General features: G+C 54.4%; 14 protein-coding genes and 3 pseudogenes. 15 read left to right on the top strand and 2 right to left on the bottom strand.

Annotation, left to right across the window (positions count from 1 at the left end; translation table 11 throughout):
• Positions 1-69: 69 nt before the first annotated feature.
• Positions 70-1,242 (bottom strand): 3-demethoxyubiquinol 3-hydroxylase, encoded by a 1,173-nt coding sequence (ubiF, locus tag HA45_RS03770; protein WP_100702386.1) that lies wholly within the window; start codon positions 1,240-1,242, stop codon positions 70-72.
• Between the two features lie 169 nt (positions 1,243-1,411).
• Between ubiF and miaB the strand changes: the two genes are divergently transcribed.
• The 9 genes and pseudogenes from miaB to HA45_RS03725 all read left to right on the top strand — a co-directional run bounded on the left by miaB (position 1,412) and on the right by HA45_RS03725 (position 10,718).
• The gene (gene miaB / locus HA45_RS03765; protein WP_100702385.1) at positions 1,412-2,836 is read left to right on the top strand and encodes a tRNA (N6-isopentenyl adenosine(37)-C2)-methylthiotransferase MiaB; all 1,425 of its coding nucleotides are present in this window, start codon (positions 1,412-1,414) and stop codon (positions 2,834-2,836) included.
• Between the two features lie 208 nt (positions 2,837-3,044).
• Positions 3,045-4,118, top strand: coding sequence for a PhoH family protein (locus HA45_RS03760; RefSeq protein ID WP_100702384.1), 1,074 nt, complete (start codon positions 3,045-3,047; stop codon positions 4,116-4,118).
• Positions 4,115-4,588, top strand: coding sequence for an rRNA maturation RNase YbeY (gene ybeY / locus HA45_RS03755; RefSeq protein WP_100702383.1), 474 nt, complete (start codon positions 4,115-4,117; stop codon positions 4,586-4,588). Before HA45_RS03760 ends, ybeY begins: the two co-directional genes overlap by 4 nt.
• Before the next feature lie 82 nt (positions 4,589-4,670).
• Positions 4,671-5,552, top strand: a complete 882-nt coding sequence (corC, locus tag HA45_RS03750) for a CNNM family magnesium/cobalt transport protein CorC (protein ID WP_100702382.1) — start codon at positions 4,671-4,673, stop codon at positions 5,550-5,552.
• Positions 5,553-5,556: 4 nt separating this feature from the next.
• Complete coding sequence (gene lnt / locus HA45_RS03745; RefSeq protein ID WP_100702381.1) at positions 5,557-7,083, top strand: apolipoprotein N-acyltransferase; 1,527 nt, start codon at positions 5,557-5,559, stop codon at positions 7,081-7,083.
• Positions 7,084-7,520: 437 nt separating this feature from the next.
• A complete protein-coding gene (locus tag HA45_RS03740; RefSeq protein ID WP_100702380.1) occupies positions 7,521-8,414 on the top strand; it encodes a glutamate/aspartate ABC transporter substrate-binding protein in 894 nt (297 codons plus the stop codon).
• Positions 8,415-8,575: 161 nt separating this feature from the next.
• Positions 8,576-9,316 carry an amino acid ABC transporter permease gene (locus HA45_RS03735; RefSeq protein ID WP_100702379.1) on the top strand — a complete coding sequence of 247 codons (741 nt, stop codon included), beginning with the start codon at positions 8,576-8,578 and terminating at the stop codon, positions 9,314-9,316.
• A complete protein-coding gene (gene gltK, locus HA45_RS03730; protein ID WP_100702378.1) occupies positions 9,316-9,993 on the top strand; it encodes a glutamate/aspartate ABC transporter permease GltK in 678 nt (225 codons plus the stop codon). Before HA45_RS03735 ends, gltK begins: the two co-directional genes overlap by 1 nt.
• A 69-nt stretch (positions 9,994-10,062) precedes the next feature.
• Positions 10,063-10,718: pseudogene (locus tag HA45_RS03725) on the top strand (amino acid ABC transporter ATP-binding protein).
• Positions 10,719-10,816: 98 nt separating this feature from the next.
• Here the strand turns inward: HA45_RS03725 and HA45_RS03720 are convergent.
• Positions 10,817-11,297 (bottom strand): annotated as a pseudogene (locus HA45_RS03720) (zinc ribbon-containing protein).
• Between the two features lie 222 nt (positions 11,298-11,519).
• On the opposite strand from HA45_RS03720, the gene leuS reads away from it, so the two are divergent.
• From leuS to rlmH, 6 genes and pseudogenes are all read left to right on the top strand, one after another.
• Positions 11,520-14,102: a leucine--tRNA ligase gene (gene leuS, locus HA45_RS03715; RefSeq protein WP_100702721.1), complete on the top strand. Its 2,583-nt coding sequence runs from the start codon at positions 11,520-11,522 to the stop codon at positions 14,100-14,102.
• 14 nt (positions 14,103-14,116) lie between these two features.
• Complete coding sequence (gene lptE, locus HA45_RS03710; RefSeq protein WP_100702376.1) at positions 14,117-14,716, top strand: LPS assembly lipoprotein LptE; 600 nt, start codon at positions 14,117-14,119, stop codon at positions 14,714-14,716.
• The gene (gene holA / locus HA45_RS03705) at positions 14,713-15,744 is read left to right on the top strand and encodes a DNA polymerase III subunit delta (RefSeq protein WP_100702375.1); all 1,032 of its coding nucleotides are present in this window, start codon (positions 14,713-14,715) and stop codon (positions 15,742-15,744) included. The genes lptE and holA overlap by 4 nt, the downstream gene beginning before the upstream one ends.
• Positions 15,737-16,380, top strand: a pseudogene (nadD, locus tag HA45_RS03700) (nicotinate-nucleotide adenylyltransferase). Before holA ends, nadD begins: the two are co-directional and overlap by 8 nt.
• A gap of 91 nt (positions 16,381-16,471) precedes the next feature.
• Positions 16,472-16,789 carry a ribosome silencing factor gene (gene rsfS, locus HA45_RS03695; RefSeq protein WP_100702373.1) on the top strand — a complete coding sequence of 106 codons (318 nt, stop codon included), beginning with the start codon at positions 16,472-16,474 and terminating at the stop codon, positions 16,787-16,789.
• Between the two features lie 3 nt (positions 16,790-16,792).
• Positions 16,793-17,263, top strand: coding sequence for a 23S rRNA (pseudouridine(1915)-N(3))-methyltransferase RlmH (rlmH, locus tag HA45_RS03690; protein ID WP_038648318.1), 471 nt, complete (start codon positions 16,793-16,795; stop codon positions 17,261-17,263).
• Positions 17,264-17,288: the final 25 nt, after the last annotated feature.

Here is a 17,288-nt window from a genome sequence, read left to right as displayed (position 1 = left end):
CCGCTTCTGCGGGCTTTATTGTTTTCTGCGTTCGGGAAAATAAATGAGCGCCCTGCGACGCTCTGACATTTATAAGCCCAACGCGTATTTCAGCACCTGACGTTTCAACGCACCGGCATTCTCAGCCGCGATCAACCCCAGATTACGGAAAAAGCGCAGCGGCGGCAGTTTATTGCTGAAGGCGAAATAGAACAGATCCATCCCACCCTGCATCAGCAAATTATCTTTATAGCGTTGGCGATGATAGCGCTGTAACACCGCATCGGATGACCATAATTGCGCCTGGCTGCGCGCCTCAACCAGAGTATTGATTAAGGCGTCAACGTCGCGATAACCGAGATTAACGCCCTGGCCCGCCAGTGGATTGATCGTGTGGGCCGCATCGCCCACCAGCGCCAGGCCGGGCAGCACGTACCGCGTGGCGTGACGTCGCACCAACGGGAAGGATGCCGCTCGCTTCACCTGGAAACGCCCCACTCGCGTCGGGAAATGGGCGTGGATCTCTTTCTCTAGCTGTGACAATGGCATCGCCTGAAGCTGCCGAATACGCGCCGGTGCGTCGTACCACACCAGTGAAGCGTGGCGATCGAACAGCGGCAGGAAGGCGCGAGGTCCTTCTGGGGTAAATTGCTGCCAGGTCGAGTCACCGAACTCCTGTTCGCATTCAACACTGATTAGCATGCAGGATTGCGCATAATTCCAGCCGCGCACGCCAATCCCTGCCAACTGCCGTACGCGAGAGTTGGCGCCATCCGCCCCGACCACCAACCGCGTCTCCAGCGTGGTTCCGTTGTCCAGCGTGACCTGCCAGCCATGATGCTGCTGTTGTAAACTCTGCAAACTGGCAGGGCAAATCAGCGTGACGCCGGCTTCCTGCATCTTTTCCCACAGCGCGCGCTGGAGGACCGCGTTTTCCACCATATAACCTAACTCGGGCAGCCCCAGCGAAGCGGCATCAAAAGTCACGTGCGCGCTCTGCCACTCCCAGGTTTCCAGCTGGCGATAAGGTGCACAACGCATCGCCTCAACGCGCGGCCAGACATTCAGCTGACGCAGCAGCGCCACCGATGAGGCACCAATGGCAGAGATGCGCACATCGGGGGCGCTTTGGGCATCAAATGCGGCGGGTTCGGCGCGCTCAATCACCGCCACGCGAAATTGCTGTTCCGCCAGTCCACAGGCCAGCGCTGCGCCGACCATGCCACCGCCCACCACCACCACATCAAAATGTGAATCCTGCATTGACTCTAATCCTTCTGCTTGCCGTGATAGCTCACCTCATCACGTTGATAGATAAAGTGTACCGGAAATTGGCTGCACAATCTCAGGCCCTGCTGTGCTGGTCACAACAGCAGCAAAGCATTACAATACGCGCCCTGCACTTCCCTGCACTGAATCAATGGCTAGTTCGATGACCAAAAAACTGCATATTAAAACCTGGGGCTGTCAGATGAATGAGTACGATTCATCGAAGATGGCCGATCTGCTGAACAGCACCCACGGTTACACTTTAACCGATGATGCCGAAGAGGCAGACGTACTGCTGCTGAATACCTGCTCGATCCGTGAGAAGGCGCAGGAGAAGGTTTTCGCCTTATTGGGACGCTGGAAGAAATTGAAAGCGATCAATCCCGAGGTGATCATTGGCGTCGGCGGCTGTGTTGCTTCGCAGGAAGGCGAACGTCTGCGCGAACGCGCCAATTGCGTGGACATTGTCTTTGGTCCACAGACGCTGCATCGCCTGCCAGAAATGCTCAATCAGGTGCGCGGCACTAAAAGCCCAGTGATTGATATTAGCTTCCCGGAGATCGAGAAGTTCGACCGCTTACCGGAACCGCGCGCCGAAGGTCCAACCGCCTTCGTCTCGATTATGGAAGGCTGCAACAAATATTGTACTTTCTGCGTGGTGCCTTACACCCGAGGCGAAGAAGAGAGCCGCCCGAGTGACGATATTTTACTGGAAATAGCGCAACTGGCCGCGCAGGGCGTGCGAGAAGTGAATTTACTCGGTCAAAACGTCAACGCCTATCGCGGGGCAACTTTTGACGATCAGATTTGCAGTTTTGCCGATCTGTTACGCCTGGTGGCCGCCATCGATGGCATCGATCGTATTCGTTTCACCACCAGCCATCCGATTGAATTTACTGATGACATCATCGAAGTGTATCGTGATACGCCTGAGCTGGTGAGCTTCCTGCATCTGCCCGTGCAAAGCGGGGCCGACCGTATTCTGACGCTGATGAAACGCGCGCATACGGCGCTGGAGTACAAAGCGATCATCCGTAAGCTGCTGAAGGCGCGTCCTGATATTCAGATGAGTTCAGACTTCATCATCGGTTTTCCTGGCGAAACGCAGCAAGATTTCGAGCAAACCATGAAACTGGTCGGCGAAGTGAATTTCGACGTCAGCTTTAGCTTTATCTACTCTGCGCGTCCGGGCACACCGGCCGCCGATTTGCCTGACGATGTATCGGAAGAAGAGAAAAAGCAGCGCCTGTACATCCTGCAGGAGCAGCTTAATCAGCAGGCGATGGCCTGGAGCCGCCGTATGCTCGGCACCACCCAGCGTGTGTTAGTGGAAGGCATCTCCCGTAAAAATGTCATGGAGCTGATGGGACGCACAGACAACAACCGCGTAGTGAACTTTGCCGCGCCGGTTGAGATGATCGGCAAATTTGTCGATGTGGAGATTGTCGATGTTCATGCCAGCTCGCTGCGCGGCAAACTGATTCGCACTGAAGAGGAAATGGGCCTGCGCGTTAGCCTGAGTCCTGACGCTGTCATTGCCCGTACACGCCGTGAAAATGAGATTGGCGTGGGTCTTTACCAGCCTTAACACTTCTCTCGATTGAGCGGCAGCGCACAACGCGCTGCCGCCTGTTTCATCCCGAGCCCCTTGCATTCCGCGCGCAGCGCCCAAATATCGCTTAGGCAACTTGCAGCCGGGCGTTGCCCCATAAATAATTCCGTATAGATGCTTATGTCTGTGATGAAGCATTGGATACACCTTCTTCAACTGGCCCTGAGTGACCCAAAGGATTCATTTGAATATCGAAACTCGTGAAATCGCCCTTGAACCGGCAGATAACCGCCGACTGATGAGCCTGTGCGGTCCGTTTGATGACAATGTGAAGCAACTGGAAAAACGTCTGGGTGTCGAAATTAATCGCCGTGACAACCACTTCAAGCTGGTGGGTCGATCGCTCAGCGTCGACGCGGCCATTAATATTCTGCGTGACCTGTACGTGAGCACCGCGCCTGTGCGTGGCCAAATCCCGGATATTGAACCGGATCAGGTTCATCTGGCGATCAAAGAAAGCCGCGTACTGGAGCAAACCGCCGAAAGCGTGCCAGAGTTTGGTAAAGCGATACACATCAAAACCAAACGCGGTGTGATTAAACCGCGCACGCCAAATCAGGCGCAGTACGTCGCCAACATCCTCGACCACGACATTACCTTTGGTGTGGGTCCTGCCGGTACCGGTAAAACCTATCTGGCGGTGGCTGCCGCCGTTGATGCGCTGGAGCGCCAGGAAATTCGTCGTATTCTGCTGACCCGTCCTGCGGTTGAGGCGGGCGAAAAACTGGGCTTCCTGCCCGGCGATCTCAGCCAGAAAGTCGATCCTTACCTGCGTCCGCTATACGATGCCTTGTTCGAAATGCTCGGCTTTGAGCGCGTAGAAAAGCTGATGGAGCGCAATGTGATTGAAGTGGCTCCGCTGGCCTATATGCGCGGCCGTACGCTCAACGACGCCTTCGTGATCCTTGATGAGAGTCAGAACACCACCATCGAACAGATGAAGATGTTCCTGACACGTATTGGCTTCAACTCCAAAGCGGTGATCACCGGCGACGTGACGCAGATTGACCTGCCGCGCAGCACCAAATCCGGCCTGCGCCACGCGATTGAAGTGTTGGCAGAGGTCGAAGAAATCAGCTTTAACTTTTTCCAAAGCGAAGACGTGGTGCGTCATCCGGTTGTCGCACGCATTGTGAATGCTTATGAAGCATGGGAAGAAGCCGATCAGAAACGCCGTGACAAACTGGCAGAGGACCGCAAGCGTGAAGCGCTGGCGGTGCAGCTTGCCACCCCATCCAGCCCGCAGGAGCCTTCATGAGCGCGGTGATTTTAGATTTACAGTTGGCCTGTGCCGATGAAAAGGGACTGCCCGCGGAAAACGCCTTTCAGCGCTGGCTTGAAGCCGCCGTCACCCCTTTCCAGCCGGAAAGTGAGGTCACGATTCGTCTGGTAGACGAAGCCGAGAGCAATGAGCTGAACTTGACCTATCGCGGTAAAGATAAGCCCACTAATGTGCTGTCCTTTCCGTTTGAAGCCCCGCCGGGCATTGAGCTACCGTTACTGGGCGATTTGATTATTTGTCGCCAGGTGGTTGAGCAGGAAGCCGCCGAACAGGGTAAAACCGTAGAAGCCCATTGGGCGCACATGGTGGTACACGGTACGCTGCACCTGCTGGGCTACGATCATATCGAAGATGAAGAAGCCGAAGAAATGGAGGCGCTGGAGACCGAGATAATGCTTGCTCTTGGTTATCCTGACCCGTACATTTCGGAGAAAGAAGACGCCTGAGCCTTCGTGTTCAGGTTTTGCGCTGCTGGCGTCCACGCCAGCAGTTACTTTCCCTCACCAGAGAGAACGAAATAAAAACGCCATGAGCGACGACCATTCTCAAAACAGCGACGCACCCAGTAGTAAAAAGGGATTCTTTTCCCTGTTAATCAACCAACTCTTCCACGGTGAACCAAAAAATCGTGATGAGCTACTGGGACTGATCCGCGATTCTGAGCAAAAAGAGCTGATCGACCAGGATACCCGCGACATGCTCGAAGGGGTTCTGGATATTGCCGAACAGCGCGTGCGTGACATCATGATCCCACGCTCCCAGATGATTACCCTTAAACGTAACCAAAGCCTTGAAGAGTGCCTTGCGGTGATCATTGATTCCGCCCACTCGCGCTTCCCGGTGATCAGCGAAGATAAAGACCACGTCGAAGGCATTTTAATGGCCAAAGACCTGCTGCCATTTATGAGCAGCGCGTCTGAACCTTTCAGTATCGAAAAAGTGCTGCGCACTGCTGTGGTGGTGCCGGAAAGTAAGCGTGTGGATCGCATGCTGAAAGAGTTCCGCTCCCAGCGTTATCACATGGCCATCGTCATTGACGAATTTGGCGGCGTCTCCGGCCTGGTCACGATTGAAGATATCCTCGAATTGATTGTCGGTGAAATTGAAGATGAATATGACGATGAAGAAGATCGTGATATCCGTCAGCTGAATCGCCACACCTACACGGTGCGCGCGCTGACGCCAATTGAAGATTTCAACGATGTATTTGGTACCAGTTTCAGCGATGACGAAGTGGATACCATTGGCGGTCTGGTGATGCAGGGATTCGGCCACCTTCCCGCACGCGGTGAGAGCATCGACATTGATGGTTACCAATTCAAAGTCGCGATGGCTGACAGCCGCCGTATCATCCAGGTGCATGTAAAAATTCCGGAAGACTCACAACAACCGCAACTGGAAGACGAATAATTTTATGGCATTTGCCTCTCTCTACTCGCAGCAGCGGGTCCGCCTGCTGCTGGCGTTAATCACGGGTGCCGTTGGCACCCTTTCCTTTTCCCCCTACGATTTTTGGCCTGCGGCGTTAATTTCCCTCGCAGGTTTACAGCTACTGTTGCTGGATCGCCGTGCGCCACAGGCTGCGGCCATTGGCTTCGTCTGGGGCTTTGGTCTGTTTGGCAGCGGCATTAACTGGGTTTACGTCAGCATCGCTACCTTTGGCGGTATGCCTGGCCCGGTGAACATCTTCCTGGTGATATTGCTGGCCGCTTATCTCGCCATCTACCCGATGCTGTTTGCAGCAGTGCTTAACCGCCTGTGGCCTCGCGCCACGCTTTGGCGCCTGGCATTGGCGGCGCCGGCATTGTGGCAGATCTGCGAATTCCTGCGCGGTTGGATCCTCACGGGTTTTCCGTGGCTACAGTTCGGTTACAGCCAGATTGACGGCCCGCTAAAGGGCCTGGCACCGCTGGCAGGGGTCGAAACCATCACTTTCCTGCTAATGGTGATTGCTGGCCTGTTGGTGCACGCGCTTTATCATCGCACGGTGAAGAGCCTGATTGCTGCGGCTGCACTGCTGGTACTGCCCTTGCCGCTGCGCATGCTGCAGTGGTATCAGCCATTGCCGGAGCGCAGCGTTGATGTGGCGATGGTACAGGGTAATATTCCACAGTCGATGAAATGGGACCCGCAGCAATTACTCAATACGCTGCGTGTTTACACCGCCTTCAGCCAGCCGTTCATGGGCAAAGCGCCGATCATCATCTGGCCGGAATCCGCGATTACCGACCTGGAAAGTAATCAGCAGCCGTTCCTGAAATCGCTGGATGCCGAACTTCGCGAACGCGGCAGTACGCTGATTACCGGTATTGTCGATTCGCGCATAGAAGCGGATAACCGCTATCACGATTACAACTCCGTGATCGTGCTCGGTGGCGAGCAACCCTACAGCTACCAAAGTCACAACCGTTATCAGAAGAACCATCTGGTGCCGTTCGGCGAGTTCGTGCCGCTTGAGGACTTGCTGCGTCCACTGGCGCCGTTCTTCGATCTGCCGATGTCCTCTTTTAGCCGTGGCGCTTATGTGCAACCTCAGCTGAAGGTGGCCGGTTATGATCTCACCAGCGCGATCTGCTACGAGATTGTGCTGGGCGAGCAGGTGCGCGCGAACTTCCGTCCTGACACTAACTTCCTGCTGACGGTGTCTAACGATGCCTGGTTTGGCCACTCGATTGGTCCGTGGCAACACTTCCAGATGGCGCGTATGCGTGCACTGGAATTGGGTCGCCCACTGCTACGCTCGACCAACAACGGTGTGACTGCGGTAGTGAATGCCAACGGTGATGTTGAGAAAGCCATCCCGCAGTTCACGCGTGACGTGCTGGAAGCCAAAGTCACACCGACCAGCGGTGAAACACCTTATGCCAAAGCCGGCATCTGGCCAGTATGGATCCTGACGCTAATCGGATTGATCGTGGCGATGATTCGTCGCCGTCGCTGACAGCCGGTTCACACTTTGACAGGCGAAGTGCTCACTTCGCCTTTTTTGCGCTGTTTTCCGCTCCCCTCGGCTACGCTTTACCAGATTCTCTGCTGGCTTTTTCGCGCATTTCACCGTGCTGGCACGATCATTGCTATTTATTTCAGTAGTTTTATTAACATCAGCGTTTTGTCAGCGTAATGCCATGTTCACGCACTACGATCTGGCACTGACACGCACCGTTAAGGCGCAATGCTTTTTTATTGCCTCTTATTGGTGCGGAGCGGCTCGCAAAAAAGGAACTTTTTTGTTTCATTGCGTTAACAATTCGCTATGTTAATCACTATCCTGCGCGCAGTTGCGCTAAGGGATAACTAAAAAAGCAGCACGAAATACACACAACATCACAATCTGCGCAGTTTATGTTCTGCGCGACATCCATTCAAAGGAGTAGGAACATGCAGACACGCAAAGTGGCATTATCTCTTCTGCTGTTGGGAGCAGCAGCGGGAGCGGCCCAGGCGGAAGATCTCACCGGCACCCTGAAAAAAATTAATGATAGCGGCGTGATCGTCGTTGGGCATCGTGAGTCATCAGTTCCCTTTTCTTACTACGACAATCAGCAAAAAGTAGTGGGTTATTCGCAGGATTATTCCAACGCCATCGTGGCGGCGATCAAAGCCAAGCTGAACAAACCTGATCTGCAGATCAAAATGCTGCCGATCACCTCACAAAACCGTATTCCACTGCTGCAGAACGGCACTTACGATTTTGAATGTGGTTCTACCACCAATAACCTGGAACGCCAGCAACAAGCGGCCTTCTCCGACACAGTCTTCATCATCGGTACGCGTCTGCTGGTGAAAAAAGGCGGCGACATCAAAGATTTCGCTGACCTGAAAGGCAAAACCGTTGTCGTGACCTCCGGTACCACTTCTGAAGTTCTGCTGCACAAGCTGAACGACGAGAAGAAAATGGACATGCGCATCATCAGCGCCAAAGACCATGGCGATTCTTTCCGTACGCTGGAAACCGGTCGTGCTGTGGCCTTTATGATGGATGATGCTCTGCTGGCGGGTGAGCGCGCGAAAGCCAAGAAACCAGACAACTGGGAAATTACCGGCACACCGCAGTCAAAAGAAGCTTACGGCTGCATGCTGCGTAAAGAAGATCCGCAGTTCAAACAGCTGATGGATGACACCATTGCCAAAGCGCAGACATCAGGCGAAGCGGGCAAATGGTTTGAAACCTGGTTTAAGCAGCCAATTCCACCGAAGAATCTGAACATGAACTTCGAGCTGTCATCAGACATGCAAGCGCTGTTCAAAGCACCAAACGACAAAGCACTCTGAATTAACAACGACAACAAGGGCAGTTCCGCTGCCCTCTCGATTGCTGAACACGCGGTGCGGACAGACAAACTGTAACAGGCCGTTCCCCTGAAACAGTCAGCAAGACACCGCTCAACAATCTTATGGGTAGCTTCGCTACCCTTTTTTTACCGGAGCTTGTTATGGGTATCGATTGGAACTGGGGCATCTTTTTACAAGAGGCTCCGTTCGGCAATACGACTTACCTCGGCTGGCTGTGGTCCGGATTTCAGGTAACCATTGCGGTTTCCTGCTGCGCCTGGATTATTGCCTTCCTGGTAGGTTCCTTCTTTGGCATTCTGCGTACCGTGCCTAATCGGCTGCTGTCGACTATCGGCACCTGCTACGTAGAGCTGTTTCGTAATATTCCGCTGATCGTCCAGTTCTTCTTCTGGTATCTGGTCGCGCCAGAGCTGGTGGGCGAAAAACTGGGCATGTGGTTCAAAGCAGAACTGGACCCCAATATTCAATTCTTTGTTTCCTCGACCATTTGCCTCGGCTTGTTCACTGCCGCTCGCGTTTGTGAACAGGTAAGAGCGGCGATTCAATCACTGCCGCGCGGACAGAAAAATGCGGGGCTGGCGGTGGGTCTGACGCTGCCACAAACCTATCGTTATGTGCTGCTGCCTAACGCCTATCGCGTGATTGTGCCGCCGATGACCTCGGAAATGCTGAACCTGGTGAAGAACTCTGCCATTGCCTCGACCATTGGTCTGGTGGATATGGCGGCGCAGGCCGGTAAGTTGCTCGACTACTCGGCACACGCCTATGAATCCTTCACCGCTATCACCCTGGCTTATGTGGGCATCAACCTGGTGATCATGCTGATTATGAGTGTTGTAGAACGTAAAATTCGCCTGCCCGGCAATCTGGGAGGCAAATAATGTACGATTTTGACTGGAGTTCGATTCCTCCGAGCCTGCCCTATTTGTGGAATGGCTTGATCATCACCTTCAAGATTACCGCCGTGGCCGTGGTATTCGGCATTATCTGGGGCACGATTCTGGCGGTGATGCGTCTGTCGCCGTTCGCGCCGATTCGCTGGTTCGCCAAGCTGTACGTCAACCTGTTCCGCTCGGTGCCGCTGGTGATGGTGCTGCTGTGGTTCTATCTGGTGGTGCCCGCATTACTGCAACAGGTATTGGGACTGTCACCCAAAACCGACATTCGCCTGATTTCCGCCATGATCGCGTTTGCGCTGTTTGAAGCGGCCTACTATTCGGAAATCATTCGTGCCGGTATCCAGAGTATCTCGCGTGGGCAGTCTCATGCTGCGCTGGCGCTGGGTATGACGCATTGGCAATCGATGCAGCTGATTATCCTGCCGCAGGCGTTCCGCGCCATGGTGCCGCTGCTGCTGACGCAAGGCATTGTGTTGTTCCAGGATACGTCGCTGGTGTATGTCTTGAGCCTGGCTGACTTCTTCCGTACCGCCTCCACCATCGGCGAGCGTGACGGTACCCAGGTTGAAATGGTTCTGTTTGCCGGTCTGGTCTACTTTGTGATCAGCCTGAGCGCTTCGCTGTTGGTTAGCTATCTGAAAAGAAAAAGGACGGTTTAAATGATTAGCCTGAAAAACGTTTCTAAGTGGTATGGTCACTTTCAGGTGCTGACCAACTGCTCCACCGAAGTGAAAAAAGGTGAAGTGGTGGTGGTCTGCGGACCGTCCGGTTCGGGTAAATCAACGCTGATTAAAACCGTAAACGGTCTGGAACCGGTGCAGGAAGGCAGCATTCAGGTCAATGGCACCGAGGTGAACAATAAAAAACCAACCTGGCGCAACTGCGCAGTAAGGTCGGCATGGTGTTCCAGCACTTCGAACTGTTCCCGCACCTCAGCATTGTCGATAACCTGGTGTTGGCGCAAGTCAAAGTGTTAAAGCGTGACAAAGCCGCCGCGCGCGATAAAGGGCTGAAACTGCTGACGCGTGTCGGTCTCGCCGCACATGCTGAAAAATTCCCAGGTCAGCTTTCTGGCGGCCAGCAGCAACGTGTGGCGATTGCCCGCGCGCTGTGTATGGATCCGATCGCCATGCTGTTTGACGAACCCACCTCTGCACTCGATCCGGAGATGATCAACGAAGTGCTGGACGTGATGGTTGAACTGGCGAACGAAGGCATGACCATGATGGTGGTGACGCATGAGATGGGCTTTGCCCGTAAAGTGGCCAATCGCGTGATCTTTATGGATGAAGGTAAAATTGTCGAAGACACCAATAAAGATGACTTCTTCAATAATCCGCAGTCCGACCGTGCAAAAGACTTCCTCGCCAAGATCCTGCATTAATTAGCGTGTTAAATGCGCCGCAACAACCCTGTGCCGTTTGTTCATCAACAATGCACTGTTGTCGCGGCGCGATTCCTCGCGCTGGTTTAACAAGAACATCAAGGCTCAAAAGGTTGACGCTGGAAGTGATCGTGTCCGCACTCCGGACAGCGCGTTAAGCTTTCTGGAGTATAAATCGCCCGGGTGAAACCGCACTTTTCACACACCAGATTACCCAACCCCACCACTTCACCACTTTGATAAACGCCGTGATGACGCAGATCCTGAAACACTTCGCGCCACTCCAGCTGGCTCTTATCCGTGATATCGGCCAGCTCTTTCCAGACACTTTCGCGGATCACCCGCAAAATACGGAATCGCCCAGCACATCTGAAGATTCCTGATAACTGAGCGCAAACTCATGTAAATCACGCCGCACGGCACGCATCACCTCATTCACTTCCGAGGAGGTCAGTGTTTTTTCGCTAACAGTTCCTGTCGCGCTTCGGCAACCAGCGCATCAACATCACGCTCGCCTTGCTCCAGCCGCTGGGTTAATGCCGCTATCGTTGCACGATACTCCTGCGCCACATTATTCATTTTGTTCTCCTTTTTGCGGGACTAGCTGATAGTAAGTTTAGCTGTTCTGTCATATTTGCCGTGCCTGAAGCAGAGGAAATCGCAAAAGGGTGAAAGCGGCGGCGCATTAAGCAGAAATCCGGCCAGCCGGGGCGTCAAATGTTGTTGAGGGAGAGCCTTATGGGTATGCTATGCGGATCTAAAAGTACGCAAAACGATTTTCACAAAGGACCACAGGCAGCCATGCAAGAGCAATACCGCCCGGAAGAGATAGAATCCCGCGTCCAACAACACTGGGACGAAAACGAAACCTTTAAAGTGACCGAGCAGGAAGGCAAAGAGAAATATTACTGCCTTTCCATGCTGCCCTATCCTTCTGGCCGTCTACACATGGGCCACGTGCGTAACTACACCATCGGCGATGTGATTGCGCGCTATCAGCGCATGCTGGGTAAAAACGTCCTGCAGCCAATTGGCTGGGATGCGTTTGGTCTGCCAGCCGAAGGCGCTGCGGTGAAAAACAACACCGCACCCGCGCCATGGACTTATGACAACATCGAATACATGAAGAACCAGCTCAAACTGCTGGGCTTTGGCTATGACTGGAGCCGTGAATTGGCCACCTGTCAGCCTGAGTACTATCGCTGGGAACAGTGGTTCTTCACCAAGCTGTATGAAAAGGGCATGGTCTATAAAAAGACCTCTGCGGTGAACTGGTGTCCACATGACCAAACCGTGCTGGCCAACGAACAGGTTATTGACGGTTGCTGCTGGCGCTGTGACACCAAAGTCGAACGTAAAGAGATTCCGCAGTGGTTCGTGAAAATCACCGCTTACGCGGAAGAACTGCTGAACGATCTGGATAAGCTGGAAGACTGGCCTGAAACGGTCAAAACCATGCAGCGTAACTGGATTGGCCGTTCTGAAGGCGTGGAAATCACCTTCGACGTGGCGTACAGCGAAGAAAAATTGACCGTGTATACCACGCGTCCGGATACCTTCCTCGGTGCAACCTATGTCGCCGTGGCGGCCGGACACCCGCTGGCGCGCCAGGCTGCAGCCAGCAACCCAGCGCTGTCAGACTTTATCGCCGAATGCAGCACCACTAAAGTGGCTGAAGCGGATATGGCGACGATGGAGAAGAAAGGCATGGCCACCGGCCTGTTTGCTATCCATCCGCTGACGGGCGAAGAGATCCCGGTATGGGTCGCTAACTTTGTACTGATGGAATACGGCACCGGCGCCGTAATGGCCGTACCCGGCCACGATCAGCGTGACTGGGAGTTCGCCACCAAGTACAACCTGAACATCAAGCCAGTGATCTTGAATCTGGATGGTTCAACACCGGATCTGAGCGAAGCCGCGATGACCGAAAAAGGCGCGCTGTTCAACTCCGGTGAGTTTAACGGTTTGGATCATCAGGCGGGCTTTAACGCCATCGCGGATGCGCTGGCCGCTAAAGGTGTCGGCGTGCGTAAAGTGAACTATCGCCTGCGCGACTGGGGTGTTTCCCGTCAGCGTTACTGGGGTGCGCCAATCCCAATGGTCACGCTGGAAGATGGCACCGTGATGCCAACACCAGAAGATCAGCTGCCGGTGATTCTGCCGGAAGATGTGTTGATGGATGGCATTACCAGCCCGATTAAAGCCGATCCAGAGTGGGCAAAAACCACCGTCAACGGCCAGCCTGCGCTGCGTGAAACCGATACCTTCGACACCTTTATGGAGTCTTCCTGGTACTACGCGCGTTACACCTGTGCCAACTACAACGAAGGCATGCTGGATCCCGCGGCCGCAAACTACTGGCTGCCGGTCGATCAGTATGTGGGTGGTATTGAACACGCCATCATGCACCTGATGTACTTCCGCTTCTATCACAAGCTGCTGCGTGATGCAGGTCTGGTGAACTCGGATGAGCCCGCTAAACGTCTGCTGTGTCAGGGCATGGTTTTGGCCGATGCCTTCTATTACACCGGCACCAGCGGCGAGCGTAACTGGGTGTCTCCGGTTGATGTCACTGTTGATCGCGATGAAAAAGGCCGCATCACCAAGGCTGTCGATAACGCAGGCCGCGAAGTGATTTACGCTGGCATGAGCAAGATGTCGAAGTCGAAAAACAACGGCATCGATCCACAGCTGATGGTTGAGCGTTACGGTGCAGATACCGTGCGTCTGTTCATGATGTTCGCCTCACCAGCAGAAATGACGCTGGAATGGCAGGAATCTGGCGTTGAAGGAGCGAACCGCTTCCTGAAGCGCGTGTGGAAACTGGCCTACGAACACGTGGCGAAAGGCGCTACCGTCGCACTGGACGTCAACGCACTGAATGACGATCAGAAAGCGCTGCGTCGCGATCTGCACAAAACCATCGCCAAAGTGGCCGATGATGTTGGCCGTCGTCAGACCTTCAACACTGCCATCGCTGCCATTATGGAGTTGATGAACAAACTGACCCGTGCTCCGCAGGAGAGCGAGCAGGATCGCGCGCTGCTGCAGGAAGCGCTGGTGGCAGTCGTTCGTCTGCTGTATCCGTTCACGCCACACGCCAGCTATGTTCTGTGGCAGGCGCTGGGTGGAGAAGGCAACGTCGATGAAGCCAGCTGGCCGGTTGCGGATGAATCCGCCATGGTGGAAGATTCACTGCTGGTGGTTGTACAGGTCAATGGCAAAGTGCGCGGCAAAATCACCGTTGCGCCTGATGCTACGCAGGAGCAGGTTCAGGCGCGTGCTGCGCAGGAGCATATTGTGGCGAAATATCTGGAAGGCGTCACACTTCGTAAAGTGATTTATGTCCCTGGCAAACTGCTTAACCTGGTCGTGGGTTAAGTTCAGGAGGAACTGTGCGACAACTGATTATCAGGCTGTTTGTCCTGCTTGCGGTGATGATCACCGCAGGCTGTGGTTTTCACCCGCGCGGCACCACCATGGTGCCAACCGAGATGAAAACTTTGATCGTCCAGAGTGGCGACCCGTATGGTCCACTGGCGCGCACCGTGCGCCAGCAGCTGCGTATCAATGATGTCACCATTGTTGATGACAGCAAAAAGGCCAGTGCCAAGTACCCTACTTTGCGTTTAGGCGCTGAAAGGCAAGGACGTGATACCGCGTCAGTGTTTATCAGTGGTACCACTGCTGAGTATTCCCTGGTGATGACGGTCACTGCACAGGTTCTGATTCCGGGCAAAGGCATCTACCCGATCAGCACCACCGTGTATCGTTCTTTCTTCGACAACCCGAATGCCGCACTGGCGAAGGATGCCGAGCAGGACATGATCGTGCAGGAGATGCGCCAGCGTGCCGCCGAGCAACTGGTGCGTAAACTGTTAACGGTTCATGCTGCGCAGGAAAGCAACAAAGACACACTGCCACAGCCGGAGGTCATCGCACCGGGTGCTGACTCACCAGAAGTGTCGTCTTCTTCTGCCACCAGTCTGCAATGATCAGGATTTATCCTGAACAACTGAGCGCGCAGCTTCGAGAGGGGCTGCGCGCCTGTTATTTTCTGACGGGCAATGAACCGCTGCTGATTCAGGAAAGTGCGGATGCTATCCGTGCTGTTTCGACCACGCAGGGATTTGAAGAGCACTTTAGCGTCACCCTCGATGCGCAAACCGACTGGGATGCGATCTTTGCCAGCTGTCAGGCACTCAGTTTGTTTACCCAGCGTCAGACGTTAACCCTGCAGCTGCCGGAAAATGGCGCCAATGCGGCGATGGCCGAGCAATTGGTCAAGCTCTCCAGCTTGTTGCACAGCGATATCCTGCTGATTTTGCGTATGGCGAAACTGACCAAGGCGCAGGAAAACAGCGCCTGGTTTAAAGCGCTCAGCACGCAGGCGGTACTGGTTCCCTGCCAGACGCCCGAACAAGCGCAGCTGCCGCGCTGGGTGGCAAGCCGCGCCAAATCCATGAAGTTAAGTGTGGATGACGCGGCGATTCAGCTGCTCTGCTACTGTTATGAAGGCAATCTGCTGGCGCTGGCGCAGGCACTGGAACGTCTGTCGTTGCTGTGGCCGGATGGCAAGCTCACCCTGCCTCGCGTCGAAGACGCGGTGAACGATGCTGCGCACTTTACCCCTTTCCACTGGGTTGACGCCTTGCTGGCCGGCAAAAGTAAACGCGCCTTGCACATTCTGCATCAGTTACAGAAAGAAGATGCTGAATTGGTGATTTTGCTGCGTTCATTGCAACGTGATTTACTCACGCTGCTGCATTTGCAGCGTAATCAGGCTAAGCAGGGATTGCGTGCGCTGATGGATCAACAACGCATCTGGCAGAACCGCCGCGCCCTGTTTACCGACGCGCTGCAACGTCTTGATGCACGCCGTTTGCAACGCGCGGTGCACCTGCTGGCCGAGCTGGAACTCACCATGAAGCAGGATTATGGTCAGAATCTGTGGCCACAATTAGAGACGCTGTCACTGCTCATCTGTCACCGCGATTTTCCTCTGAGCTTCACTGATGTCTAAACTGTATGCGCTGTTTGGCGGCACCTTCGATCCCATCCATTTTGGTCATTTGCGCCCGGTAGAAGCGCTGGCGCAACAGGTTGGTCTGAAAAAGTAACGCTGCTGCCGAACAATGTCCCGCCGCACCGCCCACAGCCTGAAGCCAGCGCGCAGCAACGCGTGGAGATGCTGCGCTGTGCCATTGCCACCCGTCCGCTGTTTGATATTGATACGCGCGAGCTGGAACGCGAAACGCCGTCATGGACCGTGGCCACCCTGGAAGCACTGCGTGCGGAACGGGGTGCAGAACAGCCCCTCGGGTTTATCATCGGTCATGATTCTCTGCTAACGTTAGCCAAATGGCATCGCTGGCAAGAGCTGCTGTCGTTGTGTCATCTGCTGGTGTGCCAGCGTCCCGGTTATGCAACGCAGATGGAAACGCCTGATATGCAGCAGTGGCTCGACGCACACCGTGCGCAGCATGCAGATCAGTTGCATCATTCACCGGCGGGCCATATCTGGCTGGCTGATACGCCGCTGCTCGATATCTCCGCCACGGAAATCCGCCAGCGCCGCCACCGGGGAGAATCCTGCGCGGATCTGCTGCCCGACGCGGTTATCGATTATATCGATCGCGCTGGCTTATATCGCGCTTGATCGTAGCGTGCTATACTGCGCCGCTTCATTTTAGGCTACGTTTTCCGGGCATTCTGCCTGCTCGTAATCACCTGTTTTTAAGGGGAACCTTTTGCAAGGTAAAGCACTCCAAGATTTCGTTATTGATAAGATTGATGATCTCAAAGGCCAGGACATCGTTGCGGTTGATGTTCAGGGTAAATCGAGCATCACCGATTGCATGATTATTTGCACCGGCACGTCGACACGTCACGTCGTTTCGATCGCTGAACACGTCATGCAAGAGTCACGTGCTGCGGGTTTGAAACCGCTGGGCGTGGATGGCAAAGCTGCCGCTGATTGGGTCGTGGTTGATCTCGGCGAAGTGATTGTGCACGTGATGCAGGAAGAGAGCCGCCAGCTGTATGAGCTGGAAAAGCTCTGGAGTTAAGCCTTGAAACTGCAGCTTGTGGCCGTCGGCACCAAAATGCCCGACTGGGTTCAAACCGGTTTCATGGAGTATTTGCGCCGCTTCCCTAAAGATATGCCGTTTGAACTGACCGAAGTGCCTGCCGGTAAACGCGGTAAAAACGCTGACATTAAGCGCATTCTCGAAAAAGAGGGTGAAGCGATGTTAGCGGCCGTTGGCAAAGGCAATCGCATCGTCACGCTGGATATTCCGGGGCAGCCGTGGGAAACCCCGCAGCTGGCGCAACAGCTTGAACGCTGGAAACAGGATGGCCGTGATGTCAGCTTGTTAATTGGCGGCCCGGAAGGGCTGGCGCCGGCGTGTAAAGCCGCTGCAGAGCAGAGCTGGTCGCTATCCACGCTGACGTTACCTCATCCGCTGGTGCGTGTGCTGGTGGCAGAAAGCCTGTATCGTGCCTGGAGCATCACCACGAATCATCCTTATCACCGTGAATAAACGCCTGACAACCTCCAGACAATAA

Origin of the sequence: Pantoea rodasii (genome assembly GCF_002095465.1) — a bacterium.
Lineage (GTDB): Bacteria > Pseudomonadota > Gammaproteobacteria > Enterobacterales > Enterobacteriaceae > Pantoea > Pantoea rodasii.
Note: the sequence above shows the minus strand (reverse complement) of the source record. Positions and strands in the feature narration are given on the sequence as shown.

Coding starts and splice junctions, on each gene's coding strand:
- ubiF (WP_100702386.1), bottom strand. CDS start 1,242: ATGCAGGATTCACATTTTGATGTGGTGGTGGTGGGCGGTGGCATGGTC.
- miaB (WP_100702385.1), top strand. CDS start 1,412: ATGACCAAAAAACTGCATATTAAAACCTGGGGCTGTCAGATGAATGAG.
- ybeY (WP_100702383.1), top strand. CDS start 4,115: ATGAGCGCGGTGATTTTAGATTTACAGTTGGCCTGTGCCGATGAAAAG.
- corC (WP_100702382.1), top strand. CDS start 4,671: ATGAGCGACGACCATTCTCAAAACAGCGACGCACCCAGTAGTAAAAAG.
- lnt (WP_100702381.1), top strand. CDS start 5,557: ATGGCATTTGCCTCTCTCTACTCGCAGCAGCGGGTCCGCCTGCTGCTG.
- HA45_RS03740 (WP_100702380.1), top strand. CDS start 7,521: ATGCAGACACGCAAAGTGGCATTATCTCTTCTGCTGTTGGGAGCAGCA.
- HA45_RS03735 (WP_100702379.1), top strand. CDS start 8,576: ATGGGTATCGATTGGAACTGGGGCATCTTTTTACAAGAGGCTCCGTTC.
- gltK (WP_100702378.1), top strand. CDS start 9,316: ATGTACGATTTTGACTGGAGTTCGATTCCTCCGAGCCTGCCCTATTTG.
- leuS (WP_100702721.1), top strand. CDS start 11,520: ATGCAAGAGCAATACCGCCCGGAAGAGATAGAATCCCGCGTCCAACAA.
- holA (WP_100702375.1), top strand. CDS start 14,713: ATGATCAGGATTTATCCTGAACAACTGAGCGCGCAGCTTCGAGAGGGG.